This is a genomic window from Nonomuraea longispora (assembly GCF_004348345.1).
GTDB lineage: Bacteria > Actinomycetota > Actinomycetes > Streptosporangiales > Streptosporangiaceae > Nonomuraea > Nonomuraea longispora.
The window spans coordinates 50,727-72,870 of sequence record NZ_SMJZ01000008.1; the positions used below are offsets into that span (position 1 = coordinate 50,727).

Here is a 22,144-nt window from a genome sequence, read left to right on the forward strand (position 1 = left end):
GGCGCAGCGCCTCTCAAGGCGGTCATCGGTAGGCAAGTGCCTGGGTGAGATAGAGGTCGGCGTAGTCGCCGCCCGCTCCGAGCAACTCGGCGTGGCTGCCCTGCTCCACCACCTGCCCGTGGGACAACACCACGATGTGGTCGGTCATGTGCACGGTTGAGAACCGGTGCGAGACCAGAACGGTCACGGCGCCACGCTCGGCGAAGTTGCGGGTCTGCTCGGCGTACAGCTCGAAGAGGTCGTGCTCCGCCTGCGGGTCGAGCGCCGCCGTGGGTTCGTCGAGGACGCGCAGCAGTGGAGCCTCACGCATGAGGCCACGGGCGAGTGCGATGCGCTGCCACTGGCCGTGGGACAGCTCGGCGCCGCCGAAGGTCCGTCCGAGCTGCGTCCGCAGGCCGTCGGGAAGGCTCTCCACGAATACGCCGGCGTCCGCTCGCCGCAGCGCCAGCCCGATCCGGGCGGTGTCGTCGATCCTGGACAGGTCGCCGGCGCCGACCGATTCGGCCACCGGGGTCTGCAGTTTGAGGAAGTCCTGCAGTGTGCCGGTGCACACGGCCGCCCATTCAGACGCATCGAACTCGCGCAGGTCGACGCCGTCCACCAGGATCGCGCCCGAGGTGGGCCGGTACACCCCGATGAGGAGCTTGATCAAGGTTGACTTGCCCGCGCCGTTGATGCCCACCAGGCCCAGCGTGGAGCCTGCGGGGAGAGTGAGGTTCACATGGTCGAGCACCATCGTGTCCGTTCCCGGATAGGTGAAGCACACGTCGCGCAGTTCGATGCCGGCGGTCATCCGGGCCGGCACGGTTGTCCCCGTAGGGTGTACGCCGTGTTCGGTGGCGTAGGTAAGGAGCCAGTGGTGGTGCTCGGCCACCCGGCCGCCGTCGGCGACCAGGGCGATGGACTCGACCGCGCTCTGCTGCTGCAGCCGTAGCTGACCGGCCAGCGAGATGATCAGCACCGCGTCGCCGGGAGTGGCCTGGCCGCGGGCCAGGAGCAGCCCCACGACCAGCAGCGCGCCGGCCAGCATGGAGAAGTAGAACGCCCAGGCGCCGATCTCACCCCCGAGCCCGCGCAGCCGGGCCCGGGCCTCCAGGTCGGCCGCCTCCTCCCACAACGCGCGCGCGTGCCGGTCCAGCTCGGCGCCATTGCCGGAGATCCAGACCTCCTTGGCGGGGTCGGGGTTCAGGCAGAGGTCGTGCAGCCTGCTCTCGCGGCGCAGCGACTCGGCCGTGGCGTCGAGCGCCTGCCGCTGCATTCGCATGGCCCGGTTGGCCAGAGGCAGGATCGGCACGGCCGCCACCGCCAGGAGCGCGAGCGCGGGATGCACCCCGATGAGCAACCACAGGCTCAGCCCGATCCCGGCGAGGACGGAGGCCGCGTGCGCTGCCGCCCACCCGGTCTTCGACAGCGCCAGCGTGCCGCGGCGCAACATGGTGATCCGGTTGAGGAAGTCCGCCCGCTCAAGGTGGGTTATGGTCGGGATCTTCGCCGCTGCCTCGGTGATCTCCTGCTCCAGCGCCAGCTGGATGCGGTCGCGCAGATCATTGCGCAGGTTGTGGGTGAAGCGCCAGCCTATGAGCTGCAGCGCGTGGGCGGTCATGCCCAGCGCGACCGCGGCCAGCAGCCCGCCGAGCAGGTGGGTGCCGGCCGCGTCGACCAGATGGCGCTGGGCGTAGGCGGTGCCGGCCGCCATCCCCGCCTGCAGCAGCACGAGCACGCCCACCGTGATGCTCACGCGGCGGTCCGCGAGCAGGCCCAGCGCCAGGGTGTGCTGTGCCATCCGAGCGCTGTCCCGCAGCGTCATCGCGCTTCCTCTCCGCCCTCGCGAGCGACGGCTCCCTGCTCGATGTCGACGGCCCCGCTACCGTCGGCCCCGCTACCGTCGGCCTGGCTGTCGGCGGTCCTGCTGCCGCCGGCCGTGGGCTCGTGGAATCGTGACGCCTGGAGCAGGAAGAGTCGGGCGTATTCGCCGCCGAGCCGCATCAGGTCGTCGTGGGAGCCCTCCTCAGTGATCCGGCCGTCCCGTAGCAGGACAATGCGGTCGGCGGGACGCACGGTGGAGAGCCGGTGCGAGATCAGCACGATCGAGGCGTCCCCGACCGAGCCGATCACCTGCTCGTGGAAGCGGGCCTCGGCCTTGACGTCCAGGTGCGCGGTGGGTTCGTCCAGGACCACCAGGCGCCGCCCGTGCTCCACCGCGTAGAGTGCCCGGATCGCGGCGAGCTTCTGCCACTGCCCGCCTGACAGGTCACGGCCGTCGGTGCCGGTCCGCCACAGTTCGGTGTCGAGCCCTGATTCCAGCCGGTCCAGCACCGGCTGCGCGCCGCCCGCCCGTACCAGTTGGAGGAGTTTCTCGTCGCTCTCCGGAGTGGCTTCAGGCGCGGCCAACGTGATGTTGTCGCGCGCGGTGAGCGGATAGTGGACGAAGTCCTGGAACAGCGCCGTCATCCCGCGCCGCCACGCCGTGGTGTCCAGCGAGCGAAGGTCTGTGCCGTCGGCGGTGATACGGCCCGTGGTGGGCTCGTACAGGCCGGCCAGGAGCTTGACCAGCGTGGTTTTGCCCTCCCCGCTGGCTCCGACGATCGCCAGCCGCTCGCCGGGGCGGATGGTCAGGCTCAGCCCTCGCAGCACGGGCGCGGAGGCACCCGGGTACCGGAAGGAAACGTCCTCGAACCGCACCAGAGGCGCGGGACCGCCGGGGGAGGCGTTTTCCCGAGGGGCGTGCCGATCCGGGCCCGTCAGGTCCTCCAGCTTCCGCAGCGCCGTCACCGCGGTCCTGCCGTAGTCGATGTCGTACGACTCCCCGCCCATCACCGAGATCGCGAGAATTCCCCAGACGGCCACCAGACACTGCGACAGCTCGGCGATGCTCAGCTCCCCGGCCCACGCGGCCAGCCCGGGGACCAGCAAGCCCAGTCCAGCGCACAGCGCCGCGAGCAGGAAGGTGGCCTTCTGGCTGCGCAGGACCCGCCGACGGGTCCTCCAGTGGCCGGCCTCCCACGCGTGGTGCGCGACTAGGCGCCGCTCGCTCACCCACCCTGCCAGACCGAACAGCCGAATCTCCTTGGCCGCCTCGGACCCCGCCGCCAGGTCCGCCCAGAAGTCGACCTTGCGACGCTCGGGGGTCGCCGCGTCCTTGACCGCCTCCAGATGCATCCACTGCCGCCGGGTGATCGACCGGATCAGCACCGACAGCGCCAGCAGCACCACCGCCAGCACGGGGAAGCGCGTGGCCAGCACCGCCGCCATCGCCACCGCCGACATCGTTCGCGCGGTGATCTCCAGTTGGCCCACGGCAGCGGCTCCGGGGGAGCGTACCCGCCAGGTGAAGCCCTGGTCGCCGGCGCGGACGGCCACGTCGTGGAACTCCGGATCCTCCAGGTGGGCGATGCGATCCGGGCGCAGGGCGATTCGCCGTACCCGGGAGCGCACCACGCCGTCGATGCGCCTGCTCGCCGACGCCTTCAGCGCGCGCGCGAGGACCTCGGCGGCCTGCCTGGCCAGCATCGCGGCCGCGAACCCCGCCACCGGCCACACCAGCGGCAGGAGATCGACCTCGGGGGACGCGGCCGTCATCGCATGCACCGCGTGGCTGGCGAAGATGGCGGTCAAGGGTGCCGCCGCGATCGAGGTGGCCACTGTCACGCACAGGGCGGCCAGCGTACGTGGGCGGCTGAAACGTAACAGAGCCAGCAGGCTTCTTCGTTCGTCGAAGGTGTCCTGGATCCGGGTCAGGCTCAGATCGCGCCAGGAGAATCTTGGATAGGCCGGCCGCGTGTCCGTCACCGTGTCTCGCCGTCTCCCGAGGTCGGCAGTCGTGGTGATCTTCACATGGGGCGATCGCCGGGGTCAAGAAGATATTCACGTAGCGTTAGATATCCAGCGTTGGACGGTAAGGGCCGCCGGACGACACTCCAGCGGCCCTCGCGCTATCGCAGCAGTTCGCCCGCGACGGAGCCGGCGGCGGTGGCGTCCAGCCGCCCGTCCACCACCGCCGTGACGACCCGTCTGGTCAGCGTGTTCTCGACGAGCAGCGGCCGGTCCCACGCCAGCGCCTGGCCCACCCCCGGATACTCCTCGACGCGCACGAACCAGGGGTCGTCGCCGTCCTGCACGAACACGAGCGTCCAGTCCCGCCCCGCCGGGTCGGTGCCGGACAGGGCGATCCAGCGGTCGCGGCTGCCGTGCACCGCCCGTTCGTCCCCCGGCAACGTCGTCCGGGCGGTCGAGGTGCCGGGCGCGCGCCAGAAGAAACCGCCGTAGCCGGCGCCCGCGCGGCCCTTGGTGGCCGAACTGTTGATCTCCAGCGGCGCCCCGGTGAGGTTGGTCAGCGTGAACGCGAAGTCCAGCGCCCAGGCGTCCTCCCGGATCGGCCGCACCGTGACCGTGCGCTCCTCGCGGGCCATCAGCCCGCCGCCGGGCCCGATCCACTCCAGCCGCTCGGCGAAACCGCCGTCGTCCAGCCGGGCGAACGCCGCGTGCCGCTGGACGCCGTGGTCGTCGAGCCAGGTGGGCCCCTGGTCCCTGACGTAGGTGCGACCGCCCCAGAAGTTCGCCCCGCCGAGGTCCGCGACGGCCACGCCGGCGCCGAGGTGGTGGACGTGGTCCTCGGGCCTGACCTCGGTCACCTCGACGCCGCCCAGCGTGCGCACCTCGTACAGGTAGGGGCGGGGCGAGTCGGTGGCCGGCAGGTCGGGCCGTGTCTCGTAACGGGCCACGCGGTGGTCGCCGGCCAGCAGCTCCACCCGGGTCCACGGCACGTTCAGCTCCGAGTAGAGCGCCAGCCGCTCGGCGCTGCGGGCGGTCACCTCGGCGATGCCCGGCAGGATTCGGCGCGCGACCTGGTCCAGGCCGTCCCGCTCCAGTTCCTGGTGCCGCTCGGGGATGGGCTGCGGCTCGGGAGCCAGCCGCACCGCGTCCAGCACCTGCGTGAACCGCTCCGTACGCTCCAGCGGAACCAGCAGGGCGGCGCCCGTGCGTACGTGGTCGAGGAGGTTGTCCAGCAGGTCGGTGCGGTCGTACACGGTGGTCGTGACCGAGCCGTCCGGCAGCTCCACCTTGACGCTGTCCTGCGTGTAGACGAGCGTGGCCCGGCCCGCGTCGCCGTGCACCACCAGGTACGGCTCGTGCCGCTCCGGCGCGCACAACGACACCGCGACGGTGAGCACGAGACCGTCGTCCATGCGGATCCGCACGCACGACGTGTCGTCGGACTCGATCGTGTTGGCGCGGTAGAGCTCGGTCTCGATCTCCGCGATGGAGCCGTCCACCAGGGCCAGCGCGGTCGCCACGGCGTGCGCGAACGGGTTGGTGAGCGCGCCGTCCACCACGTCGACGCCGTCGAGGCGGCGCCTGCCCGACCAGGCGGAACGGGTGAAGTAGGAGACCGGGCGTTCCCAGGCGCCCGCGCCGCCGATGCCGCGCACCCGCCCGAGGGCGCCGCTCGCGATCAGCTCGCGCAGCGCCGGAACCGCCGCGGAGCCGAGCGACTGGAAGCCGACCTGGCAGGCCAGCCCCGTCTCGGCCACGGCCGCGGCGATCCTCCCGTGCGCCTCGGGCGTCGCCGCCGGCGGCTTCTCCAGCAGCACGTGCGAGCCCGCGTGCAGCGCGGTCACCGCGAGGTCGGCGTGGGTGTGGATCGGCGTGCAGATGATCGTGACCTCCGCGCCGGTCTTGGCGATCAGCTCGCGCAGGTCGGGCGACTGCAGGGGCGTGCCGAAGTCCACCTCGACCGGGCGCACGTCGCAGATCCCGGCCAGCTCGGCCACCCCCGACTCGGACAGCAGGTGCAGGTGACGCAGATGGTGCTGGCCGTGCCCGTGGGCCCCGGCCAGCACGACCCTCGCCGGCGTCATCACGACCACCTCAGCCCGAGCCCGGCGTGGGGGCCCGCGCGGAGCACGCCGCCGCTGACCTCCACCGGGTACGGCTCGTCCAGCAGCCCCAGGGCAGCGAACGAGGCGTCTTCCACGTCCTCCACCATGGCGGGCAGCGGCAGGGCCAGCGCCAGCTGTCCCGACATCTCGCTCAGCAGGTGCGGATGGACCGGCACGTCGTACGTTCTGGCCAGCTCCACGATCCGCAGGAACGGCGTGATGCCGCCGACCCGCGCCACGTTCGGCTGGACGACGTCGCAGGCGCCGGCCGCCAGCAGGTCGCGGAAGCCGTACGTGGTGTAGACGTTCTCGCCGACGGCCACCGGCACGTCGGTGCAGCGGCGCAGCTCCACGTGCGCGGCCACGTCGTCGGCGGGCAGCGGCTCCTCGATCCAGTGCAGGTCGAACTCGCGCAGCGCGGCGAGGGCCCGCCGCGCTCTGTGCAGGTCCCACCGCTGGTTGGCGTCGATCATCAGCAGCCGGTCGGGGCCGATCACCTCGCGGACCGCGGCCACCCTGGCCACGTCCTCGGCCAGGTCGGGGCGGCCCACCTTGATCTTGACGCCCCGGTGGCCGGCCGCCACCCAGCGGCGGGCCTGCGCGACCAGCTCCTCCAGCGGGTAGTGCAGGTTGACGCCGCTGCCGTAGACCGGGACCTCGTCGCGCCGCCGCCCGAGCACGTCGGCCAGGTCGCGCTCGCGGCAGCGCAGGTCCCACAGCGCCAGATCGACTCCGGCCAGCGCGACGGTGGTGACCCCGCCGGGGCCCGCCTCCCGCAGGTGCCGCCAGAGCCGGTCCCAGACCACCTCGGGGTGCGGGTCGAGGCCGATGAGCGCCTCACGCAGGTCGTGGTCGAGCAGCGCCTTGACGGCGTGCGCGCCGATCTGCGGCGTCCACGAGAAACCGCTGCCGGTGCGCCCGTCCGCCAGGGTGACGTGCGTGACGATCACGTGGTTGAACGGCACGTCCGCTCCCCAGGGGCGGGGGAGCGGGACGCTGCGCAGCTCCGTACGCAGGTCGGCGACCGTCACGACGCCGCCCGTTCGAGACCGGTCTTGATCAGCGCCTCCAGCTCCTCCAGGTGCTCCTCGGTGACGTCCACCAGCGGCGGACGCACGCCGCCCACGTCGAGGCCGCGCAGCCGGACCCCCGCCTTGACCAGCGCGACCGGGTAGCCGGGGACCTTGCCGCGCAACCGTACGAGGGGGGCGTAGAACTCCGTCAGCAGCCGCTCGTCGCCGTTCAGGTAGGCCTTGGCGATCTCCGGCGCGAACGCGAACACCGCGCTGGAGTAGAGCTCCACGCCGATGCCCCGGTAGGCGGGCATGGTCAGCTCGGCCGTCGGCAGCCCGTTGAAGAACAGGAACTCGGGGAACCGTTCGCGCACGGCCAGCACGGTGCGCTGCATCCTGTCGATGTCGCCCAGGCCGTCCTTCAGCCCGATCACGCCGGGGAGGCCGGCCAGCTCGACCACGGTGTCGGGTTCGAGCGCGACCGTGCCCCGCTGGTAGATGATCACCGGCAGCACGGAGGCGATCGCCGACACGTACGCGGTGTAGCCGTGCCCCGGCCCCTGCGCCAGGTACGGAGGCATGAGCAGCAGCCCGTCCGCGCCCGCGTCCCTGGCGGCCCGCGCCTGGTTGAGCGCCGCGCCGAGCGGGCCGCCCGCGCCGGCGAACACCGGCACCCGGCCACCCACGGCCTCGGCCGCGATCCGTACCGCGCGGGCGTGCTCGGCCTCCGACAGGGCGGAGAACTCGCCGGTGCCGCAGGCCGCGAAGACGGCGCCGGGGCCGTGCTCCATGCGCTGGGAGACGTGCTCGGCCAGCACCTCCTCGGCCAGGCCGCCGCCGGCGTCGAACGGGGTGACGGGGAAGAACAGCACACCGCTGAGTTTCATCAGACGTCCTTGAGTTCGGTGCGCCAGCTCCGCTTCGGCTGCCAGCCGAGCAGGCGCTCTGCCTTGGTGGTCGAGAAGGCGGGGGCGGTGCCGGTGAGCCCGGCGGCGAGCTGCTCGGTGCCGGGCACGGCCTGGGGGAGCAGCTCGGCCAGCGGCTTCCTGGCCAGCGCGTCGGCGGCGCCGGCGAAGAAGACCTCGCCGTTCGGCAGCTCGGGCAGCGCCTGGGCGAGCACGGCGATCATGTCGGCGGCGTCGCGGGAGTCGATGTAGTTGAACAGCGAGACGCCGGCGAGCGCGGGCCGGTCCAGCCGTTCCTTGACGGTGTGCCCCGACTGGGTCGGCGCGCCCGCCCACTCCTCGGGCGGGATGACGAAGCACGGCCGGACGGCGGCCAGTTTCGTCGTCCCGGCCACGGCGAACGCCTTCATGGTCTGCTCGGCCGCCACCTTGGACAGGTTGTAGGCGTTCCATGGCCGCACCGGGTGTTCCTCGTCGATCGGCAGGTACGCCGGCGCCCAGCCGCCGGGGGCGCCGTAGCCGAGCACGGTGGGGCTGCTGGCGAGGACCACGCCGGCCACACCGAGCGCCACGGACGCCTCGCAGACGTTGAACGCCAGCTGGGTGTTGACCTTGAAGATCACCGACTCGGGCCGGCTGAACGGTGTGGCGATCGCGGCCAGATGGATCACCGTATCCGGCCGGAACCTGGCGATCGTCTCGAACGCCTCTCCCGTGTCGGTGAGGTCGGCGGGTAAGGTGGCGGCGGCCTCATCTGGGGTTCCTGGGGCGTGGTCCACGCCGATGACCTCGTGCCCGGCCGCCGCGAGCGTGCTGACCACGCTGCGGCCGAGGCGTCCTGCGCTTCCGGTGACGAGGACTCTGCTCACCGTTAGGGGCTCCTTCAAGACTGCAAACAGTTGCACTAAACCTTTGTGTCAGGAGGGCCGGGGCGTCAAGGGGTGATTTCCTGATCGGCGGTCTAGCTGGGGCTTCCTGACTGCTGTGCATCCGGGATGGTACAGCAAGCGCTTTTATCTGCCCCATGGCCTCTGCAAGCGGTTGCGTTAGGGTGTGCATTTGTGACTGTGACGATTCGTGATGTGGCCCGGGCCTCCGGTGTGCATGTATCGACCGTGTCGCGGACGTTCTCCGCGCCGCACATGGTGAACGCCGCCACCCGCACGAGGGTGCTGACGGTGGCCGAGGAGCTCGGATACCGGCCGAACCGGGCGGCCAGGGCGCTCACGACCGGGCGCACCCACAATCTCGGCCTGATCGTGGCCGACATCGCCAACCCGTTCTTCCCGCCGCTGATCAAGGCCGCCCACGCGGCCGCCAGGCAGCGCGACTACCACCTGTTCGTGGCCGACACCGACGAGGAGCCGGCCGCCGAGGAGGAGCTGGTGCAGGCGTTCAGCAAACAGGTGGACGGCGTGGTGCTGTGCAGCCCGCGCTCGTCCAACAAAGCGCTGGAGCGGCTGGCCGAGCGGGTGCCGTTCGTGGTGATCAACCGGCGGCTGCGGGGGGCCGCCACCGTGCTGATGGACGTCGGCCACGGCGCCAGGCTGGCCGTCGAGCATCTGGCGGGCCTCGGGCACCGCCGGGTGGCGCTGGTGGCGGGGCCCGCGGGCTCGTGGACGAGCGCGGAGATCCGCGCCGCCGCCGAGCAGGTGCCGGACGTGGAGCTCACCGTCATCGGTCCCAACGCGCCCACCGAGCGGGGTGGCTTCGCCGCCGCGGGCCGGGTGCGCGACGCGGGGGTGACCGGCGCGCTCGCCTACAACGACCTGGTGGCGATCGGGCTCATCGAGGGCCTCGGCGATCTTGGGCTGACCGTTCCCGCGGACGTGAGCGTCGTGGGGATCGACGATATCGTTTCAGGGCGGCTGAACCGTCCCAAACTCACCACGGTCGCCATGCCCACCGCCGCGGCGGGTCGGCTGGCGGTCGACCTGCTCATCCAGGAGGTGAGCGCCACCACCTCGTTGGAGACCCGACTGGTCGTCAGGGATTCCACGGCGCCTCCGCGCTAGCGGGGTGCTGCAAACGGTTGTACTAAACGAGGGCCAAATTCATCTGACTTCTTCCCAGGTCAGTTCGTTCAGCAGGGGAAACGTGTCAACGATATATCGGTAACGGCCAGGTAACGGCTGCAAAGGGTTGACGCAACTTTCCCGCCAGCTATAGGAAAGCGCTATCCAGTACATATCTCGCCGGAAGGTTCGTAATGACGAGTGAGTTCCGTCATGGCTGACTCGGTGGCGGTGAAGCCCCTGGAGGCGGTGACCGAACCCCCGCGTGGCGGCGGACACCGCTCCACGAAACGCTCCCGCCGTGAGGCACGGGCCGCCTATCTCTTCCTGGCCCCCTGGTTCGCCGGCCTGCTCGTCATCACGATCGGCCCGATCCTCGCCTCGCTCTACCTGTCGTTCACCGACTACAGCCTCCTGCAGGAGGCCGAGTGGGTCGGCTTCGACAACTACGTCAAGATGTTCACCGAGGACCCGAGGTACATCAACTCGCTCAAGGTCACCACGATCTACGTGGTCGTCTCGGTGCCGCTGCAACTCGCCTTCGCGCTCGCGCTGGCCCTGGTGCTCGACCGGGGGCTGCGCGGACTGGCGATCTACCGCTCGATCTTCTACCTGCCCTCGCTGCTCGGCGGCAGCGTCGCGATCGCGATCCTCTGGCGCAAGGTCTTCGGCGCCGACGGCCTGGTCAACGCGCTGCTCGGAGCGTTCGGCATCCAGGGGCCCGGCTGGGTCGGCCACCCCGACTACGCGCTCGGCACGCTGATCATCCTGCACGTCTGGACGTTCGGGGCCCCCATGATCATCTTTCTGGCCGGGCTCCGGCAGATCCCCAGCAGCTACTACGAGGCCGCCGCGGTCGACGGGGCCGGCCCGCTGCGGCAGTTCAAATCGATCACGCTGCCGCTGCTGACGCCGATCATCTTCTTCAACCTGGTGCTGGAGATCATCAAGTCGTTCCAGTCGTTCACGCAGTCGTTCATCGTGAGCAACGGCACCGGCGGGCCCGCCGACTCGACGCTCTTCTACACGCTCTACCTCTACCTGAACGGATTCAGGGACTACGACATGGGCTACGCGGCCGCGATGGCGTGGGTCCTGCTGCTCATCATCGCCGGTCTGACCGGGGTGAACTTCCTCGCTTCCAAGTATTGGGTCTTCTATGGCGACACCAAGTAGGCCGATTCCGGTGCTGTTCCGCCCGCTCAAGGGCGGACGGGTGGTCAAGCACATCCTGCTGATCGGCTTCGGCGTGATCATGCTCTATCCGCTGCTCTGGATGGTCTCCAGCTCGCTCAAGCCGGAGGAGCTCATCTTCCGGCAGCCCGGCCTGCTGCCGAGCGAGGTCACGCTGGAGAACTATACGGAGGGCTGGACCGCGCTGAAGCATCCCTTCGGCTACTACCTGTGGAACTCGGCGCTCATCACCGGGCTGTCGGTGGTGGCGAACCTGGTGGCCTGCTCGCTGGCCGCCTACGCCTTCGCGCGGCTGAACTTCCCGCTGAAGAGGCTCTGGTTCACGATCATGCTGGGCACGATCATGTTGCCGCACCACGTGGTGATCGTGCCGCAGTACATCATGTTCTCCGAGCTCGACCTGATCAACACGATCTGGCCGCTGGTCATGCCGAAGGTGCTGGCCACCGACGCGTTCTTCATCTTCCTCATGGTGCAGTTCATCCGCACCCTGCCGAGGGAGCTGGACGAGGCGGCCGAGATCGACGGCGCGGGCTACTGGCGCATCTTCATCAGGGTCGTCATGCCGCTCTCCCTGCCCGCCCTGGCCACCACCGCGATCTTCACGTTCATCTGGACGTGGAACGACTTCCTCAGCCAGCTGCTCTATCTGAACAACCCGGATAACTTCACCGTCCCAGTCGCGTTGCGGACGTTCCTGGACTCTAGTGGTGAGTCCTCCTGGGGTCCTATGTTCGCCATGTCGATCATCGCGCTCGGCCCGATCTTCGGATTCTTCCTGGCCGGGCAGAAGTACCTGATCCGTGGTGTCGCCACCACGGGACTGAAGTAGTTCCCCCACCCCCCAACCCAGAAGACCCCTAGGAGGTAGAGCCGTGAGCTCTGGCAAGAAGATGTGGTCGGCGACCCTGCTCGCCACCGCTGTGCTGGCGGTCACCGCGGCCTGCGGCAGTGACAGCGGCGGCGAGAGCGCCGACGGCAAGGTCAAGGTGCGCTTCTCCTACTGGGGCAGCGACGCGCGGCAGAAGATGACCGAAGAGGCGATCAAGAAGTTCGAGGCGAAGAACCCGAACATCGACATCGAGGGCGAGTTCTCCGACTTCGGCAGCTACTACGAGACGCTGGCCACCAAGGTCGCGGGCAACGACGCGCCGGACGTCATCACCATCGAGATCCGCGGCCTGCGCGAATACGCCGAGCGCGGCGCGCTGGCCGACCTCGCGGGCAAGGTCAACGCCACCGACATCGACGCCAAGGTGCTGGCCACCGGCGCCATCGACGGCAAGCAGTACGCCATCCCCACCGGCGTCAACGCCTTCAGCCTCGTGGTCAACCCGGACCTGGTCGAGAAGAACGGGCAGAAGCTGCCCGACGACGCCAAGTGGACCTGGGAGGACTACATCGATCTGGCGTCGAAGATCACCGCCGAGAGCGGCGGCAAGGTCTTCGGCACGCAGCAGAGCTTCAACCCCGGTTATCTGGAGATCTTCGCCGCGCAGCGCGGCGAGAAGTTCTACCAGGGCAACAAGCTCGGCATCTCGCCCGACACGCTCAAGGCGTGGTGGTCGAACATGCAGACGCTGATCAAGACCAAGGGCACCCCCGACGCCGCCAAGAGCGTCGAGATCGGCGCCCAGAGCGTGGACCAGTCGCTGCTCGGCACCAACACCGGCGCGATGGGCATGTGGTGGAGCAACCAGCTCGGCGCGATCAACAAGGCGTCGGGCCAGGACGTCAGCCTGCTGCGCATGCCGAAGGCGGAGGGGGCCGCCACCGGCGGCATGTTCCTGCAGCCGGCGATGCTCTACACCGCCTCGTCGAAGTCCGAGCATCCGGCCGAGGCCGCCAAGTTCATCGACTTCATGATCAACGATCCGGAGGCGGGCGAGATCATCCTGAGTGACCGCGGCCTGCCGGCCAGCTCCAAGGTCCTCGCGGCGGTCAAGGAGAAGCTGCCGGAGACCGACATCAAGACGCTCGACTTCATCGACGAGGTCAGGAGCGAGCTGTCGGACCCGCCGGCCGCGCCGCCCAAGGGCGCCAGCGGCATGGAAGACATCCTGACGCGGTACTCCGAGGAGATCCTGTTCGGCAGGATGACCCCCGACGACGCCGCACAGAAGTTCCTGACCGAGGCCAACGCCTCGATCGCGGGCTGATCCTTCGCATCTAAGGAGAGACATGAAGTACGCGTTCGTCGGGCTCGGGCACCGCGCGCAGATGTACGTCGACGCGCTGCTCGGGGAGTGGCGCGACGCCGGCACCATCGTCGCCCTGTGCGACACGAACCGCACCCGCATGGACTACTACGCCGAGCGGATCGGTGCCCAGGTGCCGCGCTTCGCGCCCGATGAGTTCGACAAGGCGCTCGAGCTCGCCGACGCGGTCATCGTCACCACCGTCGACGCCGCGCACGCCCGCTACGTGTGCGCGGCGCTCGACGCCGGCAAGGACGTCATCGTCGAGAAGCCGCTCACCACCGACGCCGAGAGGTGCGCGGCCATCGCGGCGTCGGCCGAGCGCAGCAGCGGCAGGCTGATCGTCACCTTCAACTACCGCTACTCGCCGCGCAACTCCGCCGTGCGCCGCATCCTCATGGACGGCGCGATCGGCGAGGTCACCTCCGTGCACTTCGAGTGGACGCTCGACACCATCCACGGCGCCGACTACTTCCGCCGCTGGCACCGCGACAGGGACAGCTCGGGCGGCCTGCTCGTGCACAAGTCCACCCACCACTTCGACCTGATCAACTGGTGGCTGGGGGCGGCGCCCGCGCTCGTCTTCGCCCAGGCCGACCTGCGCTTCTACGGTGCCGAGAACGCCAGGAACCGCGGGCTCGACCCGCGCCCCGAACGCGGGCAGGGCGCACCCGGCCTCGGCACCGACCCGTTCATCCTGGACATCTCCGCCGACGACCGGCTCAGGAGCCTCTATCTCGACGCCGAGCACGAGGACGGCTACATCCGCGACCAGGACGTCTTCGGCGAGGGCGTCACGATCGACGACAACATGTCCGTGCTCGTGCGTTACACCAACCGCGCGATCATGACGTACTCGCTGCACGCCCACGCCCCCTGGGAGGGCTACCGCGTGGCCTTCAACGGCACGGAGGGGCGGCTGGAGCTGGACGTCGTGGAGCGGGAGTGGACGCCGCCGCACGCCGCCATCGACCCGAGCGCCGCCTCCAAGGCGCACGCGTCGGGGGCGTGGGAGCGGCTCACGCTGCGCCGCCACTGGAGCCGGCCGGAGGAGGTGCCCATCGAGAGCGGGGCCGGTGGGCACGGCGGTGGTGACCGCCTGCTGCTCGACGACGTCTTCCGCGGCGCCGGCGACGATCCGCTGGCCCGGCAGGCCGGCTACCGCGACGGCATCCGCAGCGTGCTGACGGGCGTCGCGGCCACCATGTCCGCCCGCACCGGTGCCCCCGTGGCGCTGGAGGACGACGGCACACGTGTTCGCTGAGCTGGCGGAGATCGCCGCGACGCAGCGCGGGCTCTACCCGGTTCCCGCGGGGCCGCAGCTGCGGGCCGCGGCGCGTGAGGCGATGGGGGTGCTCGACCTGACCGCCCGCGACGTGCGGGTCGAGCGCACCTGGACCGACGGTGACCTGGCGGGCGAGGAGCTGTCCTGGTCGGTGGGGTTCGGGCCGCGTACCCGCGCGTTCCTGCTGCGCCCGCGCGGCGCGGACGGGCCGCTGCCCGGGGTCGTGGCGCTGCACTGCCACGCCGGGATGAAGTGGGCCGGCAAGGAGAAGATCGCCGACGGGCCCGAAGGGCCATCGCCAGAGGTGGCCAGGCTGCGGCAGGAGCTCTACGGCGGCCGCGCGTTCGCCGGCGAGCTGGCCCGCCGCGGGTTCGTGGTGCTGGCGCACGACGTGTTCGTCTGGGGCAGCCGCCGCTTCCCGTTGGAAATCGGTGACGGCCCGGCCAGCGAGGCCGACAGGTACGACCTGGCCGCCAGGGACCACGAGCACGTCGTGGCCAAACACTGCGCGATGCTCGGCACGTCGTTCGCGGGCGTGGTCGCGGGCGAGGACCTGGCTGCGGCGGCCTACCTGCGCTCCCGCCCGGACGTCGGGCCCGTCGGGTGCGCCGGGGTGTCCGGCGGCGGGCTGCGGTCGGCGCTGCTCGGCGCCTTCGACCCGCGGATGCGCGCGGTCGTCGTCGCCGCGATGGCCTCCTCCTACCGCGACATGCTCGGCGGGCACGTCGCCAAGCACACCTGGATGCTCTTCCCGCCCGGCCTGCCCCGCCTGGGCGACTGGCCCGACCTGGTGGCCGCCCGCGCGCCCGAACCTCTCATGGTGCAGTACGCCCTGCGCGACGAGCTGTTCCCCGAGACGGGCATGCGGCGCGCCCACGCCACGATCGGCGAACACTACCGCGACGCACCGGGGTGCTACGAGGCGGTGTTCGCCGACGTGCCGCACAGCTTCGACGTGCCCATGCAGGAGCAGGCCTTCGACTGGCTGGTCCGCCACCTGGCGGGCTGACGGACGGCCGCCGCCCGGCCTGCCACGGGCGGCGGCGCTCCTTCCACAAGCGGCGCTAGTCGGACTTCTTCCAGGTGGCGACGAGTTTGTCGTAGTCGAGCGTCTCGGGCTTGCCGCGCTCGTCGGCCAGCTTCGGCGCGGGGGCGCCGGGCTGGTCGTACCAGTACTGGGCGTCGCGTTCGGGGTTCAGCTTCGGCGCGCACTGGCCGCCGTAGCCCTCCCGCTCACGCGAGAGCCGCTCCAGCCGGGACAGGATGTCGTCCTGCTGCTTGGCCAGGTTGTCCATCGACTGCTGCGCCGTGGTCTCGCCGGTCACGGCCGTGGCCACGTTCTGCCACCACAGCTGGGCCAGTTTCGGGTAGTCGGGCACGTTCGTGCCGGTCGGGGTCCACTGCTTGCGGGCGGGCGAGCCGTAGAACTCGATGAGCCCGCCGTAGTTCTCGGCGTTGTCGGCGAAGTGGTCGCTCCTGATGTCGGAGTCGCGGATGAACGTCAGCCCCACGATCGACTTCTTCAGCGACACCGTCTTCGACGTCACGAACTGCGCGTACAGCCAGGCGGCCGCCCTGCGGTCCTCCGGCGTGCTCTTCAGCAGCGTCCACGAGCCCGCGTCCTGGTAGCCGAGCTTGTTGCCGTCCTTCCAGTACGCCCCGTGCGGGCTCGGCGCGATGCGCCACTTGGGCGTGCCGTCCTTGTTGACCACCGACAGCCCCGGTTTGGTCATGTCGGCGGTGAACGAGGTGTACCAGAAGATCTGCTGGGCGATGTGGCCCTGGGCGGGGACCGGGCCGGCCTCGCTGAAGTTCATGCCCGCGGCTTCCTTGGGGGCGTACTTCTTGAGCCAGTCGACGTACTTGGTGAGCGCGTAGACCGCCGCGGGGCCGTTGGTGTCGCCGCCGCGCGTGACGGACGAGCCGACCGGGCGGCAGTTCTCGACCCTGATGCCCCAGTCGTCCACCGGCAGGCCGTTGGGGATGCCGGGGTCGCCGTTGCCCGCCATGGACAACCACGAGTCGGTGAAGCGCCAGCCCAGCGACGGGTCCTTGCGGCCGTAGTCCATGTGGCCGTAGACCTTCTTGCCGTCGATGGTGCCGTCGTCGTTGACCTTGTTGGTGAAGAAGTCGGCGATGTCCTCGTAGGCCGCCCAATTGACCGGCACGCCGAGGTCGTAGCCGTAGGCGTCCTTGAACTGCTTCTTGATGTCGGGGTCGGTGAACCAGTCGTAGCGGAACCAGTAGAGGTTGGCGAACTGCTGGTCGGGCAGCTGGTAGATCTTCTTGTCCGGGCCGGTGGTGAAGCTGATGCCGATGAAGTCGTCGAGGTCGAGCGTGGGAGAGGTGACGTTCTTGCCCTCGCCGGCCATGTAGTCCGACAGCGGGAGCACGTAGTCGCCGCGCGAGTGGGTGCCGATGAGGTCGGAGTCGTTGACGTAGGCGTCGTAGATGTTCTGGTCGCCCTGGATCTGGGTCTGCAGCTTCTCGATGACGTCACCCTCCTGGATCAGATCGTGCTTGATCCTGATCCCGGTGATCTCGGTGAACGCCTTGGCGAGCTGGCGTGACTCGTACTCGTGCGTGGTGATCGTCTCGGAGACCACGTTGATCTGCATGCCGCGGTACGGTGCCGCGGCCTTCATGAACCACTCCATCTCGGCGAGCTGCTCGTCCCTGCTCAGCGTGCTCGGGGTGAACTCCTCCGACACCCACCGCTGGGCGGCGGCCCTGCCGTCGGCCTCCTTGAAGTCGCTCGTGGGCTTGTCCGCGCCCTGCGTGCAGCCGGCCACCACCAGGAGGAGCGCCGCCGCCCCCATGGTCGCGGACCTCGTCGTCCGTCGCCTCATCGCTTTGACTCCCTTTCCGTTAGCCCCATATGCCGATCACGACCGCCACGAGCAGCGCGCATCCGAGCGCGAGCCACATGGACAGGTCGGTGATTGCGATCCAGCCCGCCAGCACGACGGCGGCGCTGATCAGGCCGATGTAGAGCCGGTCGCCCCGATCGGTCTCGATGCGCAGGAAGCCCCGCCTGGCCACGGGAGGAGAGATGCGGCCCCAGATCGTCATGGCGATCAGCAGCACGGCCAGTCCGGCGAAGACCAGGGCTGTGGGGACGGTCCAGACCATCCAGTCGAGCACGGCTACACCCTCCCCATGGCGAAGCCCTTGGCGATGTAGTTGCGGACGAACCAGATGACGATCGCGCCGGGCACGATCGTCAGCACTCCCGCCGTCGCCAGCAGCCCCCAGTCGACGCCCGCCGCGCTCACCGTCCGCGTCATCGACGCGGCGATGGGCTTGGCGTTCACCGAGGTGATGGTCCTGGCGATGAGCAGTTCGACCCAGCTGAACATGAAGCAGAAGAACGCGGTCACGCCGATGGCCGAGCGGATCATCGGCAGGAATATCCGGATGAAGAACCGCGGCAGCGAATAACCGTCGATCGCGGCGGTCTCGTCGATCTCCCGGGGGATTCCCGACATGAATCCTTCGAGAATCCAGACGGCCAGCGGCACGTTGAAGAGCATGTGCGCGATGGCCACGCCGAGGTGCGTGTCGAAGAGGCCGACGCTCTGGTAGATCTGGAAGAACGGCAGCAGGAACACGGCCGGCGGCGCCATCCGGTTCGTCAGCAGCCAGAAGAACAGATGTTTGTCACCGGCGAACCGGAAACGCGAGAAGGCGTAGGCCGCGGGCAGCGCCACGATGAGCGACATCACCGCGTTCAGCGAGGTGTAGACGATGGAGTTCAGATAGCTCGAATACCACGACGTCTCCCCGAAGAACGTGGCGTAGTTGTCGAACGTCACGCGTCCGGGGATGAGCGAGAAACTGCCGAGGATGTCCTCGTTCGGCCGGATCGACATGCCGAACATCCACAGGATGGGCAGCATGAGGGTGGCGACGTAGAGCCAGAAGACCGTGCGCGCCCATGGGAGCCGTCTCATGGGTTCACCTTCCCGACCTGGTCAGCACGGTGAAGAAGACGTAACAGAGCACCTGGACGAACAGGAAGTAGAGCAGCGAGAACGCGCCCGCGGGGCCGAGGTCGAACTGGCCGACCGCGATCTTCGACAGCAGGATGCTCAGGAACGACGTCGCGTTCCCCGGCCCGCCGCCCGTCACCACGAACGGCTCGGTGTAGATCATGAAGCTGTCCATGAACCTGAGCAGGATCGCGATCGTCAGCACCCCGCGCAGCCGGGGCAGCTGGATGTGCCGGAAGGTGGCCCATCCCGAGGCGCCGTCGATCTGCGCGGCCTGGAAGTACGGCTGGGGGATCGAGCGCAGCCCCGCGTACGCCAGCAGCGCCACCAGCGGCGTCCAGTGCCACACGTCCATGGCCAGCACGGTGAGCCAGGCGTCGGTGGAGTCGAGCGTGTAGTTGAAGTTGACGCCGAGCACGTTGTTGATCGCCCAGCCGCCGAGGCCGATGTCACCGCGGGCGAAGATCTGCCAGATCGTGCCGACCACGTTCCACGGGATGAGCAGTGGCAGCGCGACCAGCACCAGCGCCACCGACACCGAGACGCCGCGGCGGGGCATCGCCACGGCGATGGCCACCCCGAGCGGGATCTCGATCAGCAGCACTTGCGCCGAGAACAGCAGCGTGCGCACGAACGCCCCGCGCACCTCCGGGTCGCGGGCGACGTCGCGGAACCACTCCAGGCCGACGAAGATGCGCTCGCTCGGGCTGAAGACGTCCTGCACGGAGTAGTTGACCACGGTCATCAGCGGGATCACCGCCGTGAAGGCCACCGACACGACGACCGGCAGGACCAGCCACCACGCGCGGTTGTTCTTCGGCCTGGCGTCGACCCTCGTGTCCTTGGCCTGCTCGGCCGGTGCGGTCGCCGGTTCGGCGACGCCGGCCGGGCTGTCCGCGACGGTGGTCCGCTCGGTCATGACGGCTCCCTTCCGTTCAGCGGCGCGAGGGAGCCGCACCTGACCTCGTCGCGGAACAGGAACGTGCGGTCCGCGGGGAAGTGCAGGAACACGGCCGCGTCCGGTTCGCAGGCGGAGCCCGCCTCGGTCTTGACGATCACCGGATGCTCGCCGACCCGGGTGTGCACGAGGTCGTACGCGCCCATGCGGTCGATCCCGGTGACCGTGGCTCCCGCGCCGGGGGAGGCGCCGGGCCCCGCGATCCGGACGAACTCCGGCCGCACCCCGATCCTGACCGGTCCCGGCGGCAGGCCGTCGGGGGCGGCGCCCACGCCCGCCGCGCCGACGCGTACGACGCCGCCGGCGATCTCGGCGGGCACCATGTTCATCCCCGGCGAGCCGATGAAGTGCCCGACGAACTCGTGCGACGGCGACAGGAACAGCTCGGCCGGTTCGCCCGCCTGCACGATCGCTCCGTCGTTGAGCACCACGACCTCGTCGGCGAACGTCAGCGCCTCGGTCTGGTCGTGGGTGACGTAGATCAGCGTGTGGCCGGTGTCGCGGTGAATCTCTTTGAGCTTGCTGCGCAGCGTCCACTTCAGCGCCGGGTCGACCACGGTCAGTGGCTCGTCCAGCAGGACCGCGGCCACCTGGGGGCGGACCAGGCCGCGGCCCAGGCTGACGATCTGCTGGCGGCCCGGGTCGAGCCGGCGCGACCTGCGGCGCAGCACCTGGTCGAGGCCGAGGAGCTGCGAGACCTGGCGGACGCGCTGGTCCACCTCTTTTTTGGGAAATTTCCGGTTACGGAGGGGGAAGGCGAGGTTGTCGTAGACGGACATCTCCTCGTACAGGACCGGGAACTGGAAGACCTGCGCGATGTTGCGGCCGGCCGTGGGCACACCGGTGACCTCGCGCTCGCCGAACCAGATCCGGCCCACCGTGGGCGTGATCAGGCCGGAGATGATGTTCAGCAGCGTGGTCTTGCCGCAGCCGCTCGGCCCCAGCAGCGCGTACGCCCGGGAGCTCTGCCACGTCCAGGTCATCGGTTTGAGCGCCCACGTGCGGCCGCCGTCGTAGCTGTGCCCCACGCCTTCGAGGCGGATGTCAGCCATGCAGGTCGACCTCCGCGGCGCTGGTGGCGAGCAGGTGGCCCCCGGCCTGGTCGAAGACGAAGACGTGCGCCGGGTCGATGCGGGCGACCGTGGACTCGCCCGGCGTGAAGAGCTGGGTGCCCTCCAGGTGGGCGACCAGGTGGAGCCCGCCCTGGAGCAGCAGGTGCAGGAACGTCGCGCTGCCGGTGACCTCGGCGAGCCGGATCTCGGCGGGCAGTTCGAGCGCGGCGCGGCCGTTGGGGGTGATGCTGACCTGGTGGGGGCGTACGCCGAGCATGACGCGGTGGCCGTCGGCGTGGGCGCGCGGCGCGGGGAACGACGTGCCGAGGCACTCGATCCGGCCGTCGCGTACGACCCCGGGCAGCAGGTTGAGCGGCGGGTCGCTGAGCGTGGCCGCGACGGCGAGCGTGGGCGGGTGCGCGTACGTCTCGGCGACGTCGCCGATGTGCTGGACCCTGCCCTCGCCCAGGACCACGGTGGGCGCGGCGAACGTCAGCGCCTCGTTCGGGTCGGCGGTGGCGTAGAGGACGACGCCGGAGGAGCCGGTGAACATGGTCTTCAGGTCGGCGCGGAGCTGCTCGCGCAGCTTGAAGTCGAGGTTGGCCAGCGGCTCGTCGAGCAGCAGCACGTCGACGGGCCGGGCCAGGGCGCGGGCGATGGCGGTGCGCTGCTGCTGGCCGCCCGACAGCTCGGCGGGCCGGCGGTCGAGCAGCTGCGCGATGCCCATGAGCTCGGCCACCTCGCGCACCCGCCGGTCGATCCCGTCGCGGCGGAACGCCCGGTCGAGGCGGAGCGGCGATGCGATGTTGTCGTAGACGGTCAGGGACGGGTAGTTGATGAATTGCTGATAGACGAAGGCGACCGAGCGTTTGCGCACGGAAATGCCGGTCACGTCCTTTCCGCCGACCACCACCCGGCCGGAGTCGGGCGGCAGTAAACCGGCTGCGACGCGCATCAAAGTCGTCTTTCCCGCGGTCATGGGGCCGACGAGGGTGGTCATTCCATTCGGTAATTCCAGATGAATGTCATCGAGCCAGGTCTCCCCGCGCCGCCGCACGAAGACGCCATCGAGTATCAGCGTCACGGTGCCCGGTCCTCTCTGCCGGCGCATGATCAGTGCCTTTGCTCTCCATCTAACATGATCTGATTGTGTGTGCAAAGAGGGCAGTTGTTATCGCAGTTAAGGACGGTGCTGTTGTGTGTCAAGCCCCGAGACAGAGATGGCGGTGAACGGCCGGGCCTATAGCCTCGACGACTTCTTCGCTGGTCAGCGCGGCCAGCGGCGGGAATGCCAAAACATAACGGCACAGGGCCATTCCGAGTATCTGCGCCGAGACGGGTCCCGTCCGGACCGGAGCGCGTTCGGGACCGCCGGTCAGCGCCGCAGGAAGTGGCGTAAGGGCGCGGCGGCGACCTCACGATGCTGGCCACCATGAGCGCGACCGGCGTTGGGCGCCGGCCACGCACCCGCCGCCCGCCCCGGCGCGGTGTCAGCAGGCCTGAAGGACGAAGAACAGGAAGCACACGAAGGTGCCCGACGGCCTGTCCGCGAAGACGTCGGGAAACAGCTCGCGGGCCTCCGGCACGGGGGACGGTTCGCTGATGGCGGTGATGTGGAAGCCCGCCGCGGTGAAGGCGTCGGCCATCGCGTGC

The 22,144-nt window shown here is 69.8% G+C and carries 19 protein-coding genes and 1 pseudogene; 6 read left to right on the top strand and 14 right to left on the bottom strand.

Annotation, left to right across the window (positions count from 1 at the left end; all coding sequences use genetic code 11):
* Positions 1-22: 22 nt before the first annotated feature.
* From E1267_RS04085 to E1267_RS04110, 6 genes are all read right to left on the bottom strand, one after another.
* Positions 23-1,807 (bottom strand): ATP-binding cassette domain-containing protein, encoded by a 1,785-nt coding sequence (locus E1267_RS04085; RefSeq protein WP_132329900.1) that lies wholly within the window; start codon positions 1,805-1,807, stop codon positions 23-25.
* On the bottom strand, positions 1,804-3,789 hold the full coding sequence (locus E1267_RS04090) for an ABC transporter ATP-binding protein (protein ID WP_132329902.1): 1,986 nt from the start codon (positions 3,787-3,789) through the stop codon (positions 1,804-1,806). Before E1267_RS04090 ends, E1267_RS04085 begins: the two co-directional genes overlap by 4 nt.
* A gap of 143 nt (positions 3,790-3,932) precedes the next feature.
* Positions 3,933-5,858, bottom strand: coding sequence for a DUF6807 family protein (locus E1267_RS04095; protein ID WP_132329904.1), 1,926 nt, complete (start codon positions 5,856-5,858; stop codon positions 3,933-3,935).
* Positions 5,858-6,910, bottom strand: coding sequence for a mandelate racemase/muconate lactonizing enzyme family protein (locus E1267_RS04100; protein WP_132329906.1), 1,053 nt, complete (start codon positions 6,908-6,910; stop codon positions 5,858-5,860). Before E1267_RS04100 ends, E1267_RS04095 begins: the two co-directional genes overlap by 1 nt.
* The gene (locus E1267_RS04105; RefSeq protein WP_132329908.1) at positions 6,907-7,779 is read right to left on the bottom strand and encodes a 5-dehydro-4-deoxyglucarate dehydratase; all 873 of its coding nucleotides are present in this window, start codon (positions 7,777-7,779) and stop codon (positions 6,907-6,909) included. The genes E1267_RS04100 and E1267_RS04105 overlap by 4 nt, the downstream gene beginning before the upstream one ends.
* Positions 7,779-8,666 (bottom strand): NAD-dependent epimerase/dehydratase family protein, encoded by an 888-nt coding sequence (locus E1267_RS04110; protein WP_132329910.1) that lies wholly within the window; start codon positions 8,664-8,666, stop codon positions 7,779-7,781. The genes E1267_RS04105 and E1267_RS04110 overlap by 1 nt, the downstream gene beginning before the upstream one ends.
* Before the next feature lie 192 nt (positions 8,667-8,858).
* On the opposite strand from E1267_RS04110, the gene E1267_RS04115 reads away from it, so the two are divergent.
* The 6 genes from E1267_RS04115 to E1267_RS04140 all read left to right on the top strand — a co-directional run bounded on the left by E1267_RS04115 (position 8,859) and on the right by E1267_RS04140 (position 15,498).
* Complete coding sequence (locus E1267_RS04115; RefSeq protein WP_132329912.1) at positions 8,859-9,812, top strand: LacI family DNA-binding transcriptional regulator; 954 nt, start codon at positions 8,859-8,861, stop codon at positions 9,810-9,812.
* A gap of 213 nt (positions 9,813-10,025) precedes the next feature.
* Complete coding sequence (locus E1267_RS04120) at positions 10,026-10,988, top strand: carbohydrate ABC transporter permease (RefSeq protein ID WP_132329914.1); 963 nt, start codon at positions 10,026-10,028, stop codon at positions 10,986-10,988.
* Positions 10,972-11,838, top strand: a complete 867-nt coding sequence (locus E1267_RS04125; RefSeq protein WP_132329916.1) for a carbohydrate ABC transporter permease — start codon at positions 10,972-10,974, stop codon at positions 11,836-11,838. The genes E1267_RS04120 and E1267_RS04125 overlap by 17 nt, the downstream gene beginning before the upstream one ends.
* Before the next feature lie 43 nt (positions 11,839-11,881).
* Positions 11,882-13,165: an ABC transporter substrate-binding protein gene (locus tag E1267_RS04130; protein WP_132329918.1), complete on the top strand. Its 1,284-nt coding sequence runs from the start codon at positions 11,882-11,884 to the stop codon at positions 13,163-13,165.
* A 22-nt stretch (positions 13,166-13,187) separates the two neighbouring features.
* Positions 13,188-14,468, top strand: coding sequence for a Gfo/Idh/MocA family protein (locus E1267_RS04135; RefSeq protein ID WP_132329920.1), 1,281 nt, complete (start codon positions 13,188-13,190; stop codon positions 14,466-14,468).
* Positions 14,458-15,498 (top strand): dienelactone hydrolase family protein, encoded by a 1,041-nt coding sequence (locus tag E1267_RS04140; RefSeq protein ID WP_132329922.1) that lies wholly within the window; start codon positions 14,458-14,460, stop codon positions 15,496-15,498. Before E1267_RS04135 ends, E1267_RS04140 begins: the two co-directional genes overlap by 11 nt.
* A gap of 55 nt (positions 15,499-15,553) precedes the next feature.
* Here the strand turns inward: E1267_RS04140 and E1267_RS04145 are convergent, their stop codons facing one another.
* The 8 genes and pseudogenes from E1267_RS04145 to E1267_RS04175 all read right to left on the bottom strand — a co-directional run bounded on the left by E1267_RS04145 (position 15,554) and on the right by E1267_RS04175 (position 22,137).
* The gene (locus E1267_RS04145; RefSeq protein WP_220449333.1) at positions 15,554-17,338 is read right to left on the bottom strand and encodes an ABC transporter substrate-binding protein; all 1,785 of its coding nucleotides are present in this window, start codon (positions 17,336-17,338) and stop codon (positions 15,554-15,556) included.
* 19 nt (positions 17,339-17,357) lie between these two features.
* Entirely contained in the window at positions 17,358-17,633 is a 276-nt protein-coding gene (locus tag E1267_RS04150; RefSeq protein WP_201760647.1) for a DUF2160 domain-containing protein, read from the bottom strand.
* Between the two features lie 2 nt (positions 17,634-17,635).
* The gene (locus tag E1267_RS04155; protein ID WP_132329923.1) at positions 17,636-18,442 is read right to left on the bottom strand and encodes a carbohydrate ABC transporter permease; all 807 of its coding nucleotides are present in this window, start codon (positions 18,440-18,442) and stop codon (positions 17,636-17,638) included.
* 4 nt (positions 18,443-18,446) lie between these two features.
* A complete protein-coding gene (locus E1267_RS04160) occupies positions 18,447-19,400 on the bottom strand; it encodes a carbohydrate ABC transporter permease (RefSeq protein WP_132329925.1) in 954 nt (317 codons plus the stop codon).
* Positions 19,397-20,491 carry an ABC transporter ATP-binding protein gene (locus E1267_RS04165; RefSeq protein ID WP_132329927.1) on the bottom strand — a complete coding sequence of 365 codons (1,095 nt, stop codon included), beginning with the start codon at positions 20,489-20,491 and terminating at the stop codon, positions 19,397-19,399. The genes E1267_RS04160 and E1267_RS04165 overlap by 4 nt, the downstream gene beginning before the upstream one ends.
* Entirely contained in the window at positions 20,484-21,602 is a 1,119-nt protein-coding gene (locus E1267_RS04170) for an ABC transporter ATP-binding protein (RefSeq protein WP_132329929.1), read from the bottom strand. The genes E1267_RS04165 and E1267_RS04170 overlap by 8 nt, the downstream gene beginning before the upstream one ends.
* Positions 21,603-21,693: 91 nt before the next feature.
* Positions 21,694-21,879 (bottom strand): annotated as a pseudogene (locus E1267_RS47810) (TetR/AcrR family transcriptional regulator); the annotation flags it as partial.
* A 102-nt stretch (positions 21,880-21,981) separates the two neighbouring features.
* On the bottom strand, positions 21,982-22,137 hold the full coding sequence (locus E1267_RS04175) for a hypothetical protein (protein WP_220449335.1): 156 nt from the start codon (positions 22,135-22,137) through the stop codon (positions 21,982-21,984).
* Positions 22,138-22,144 lie beyond the last annotated feature (7 nt).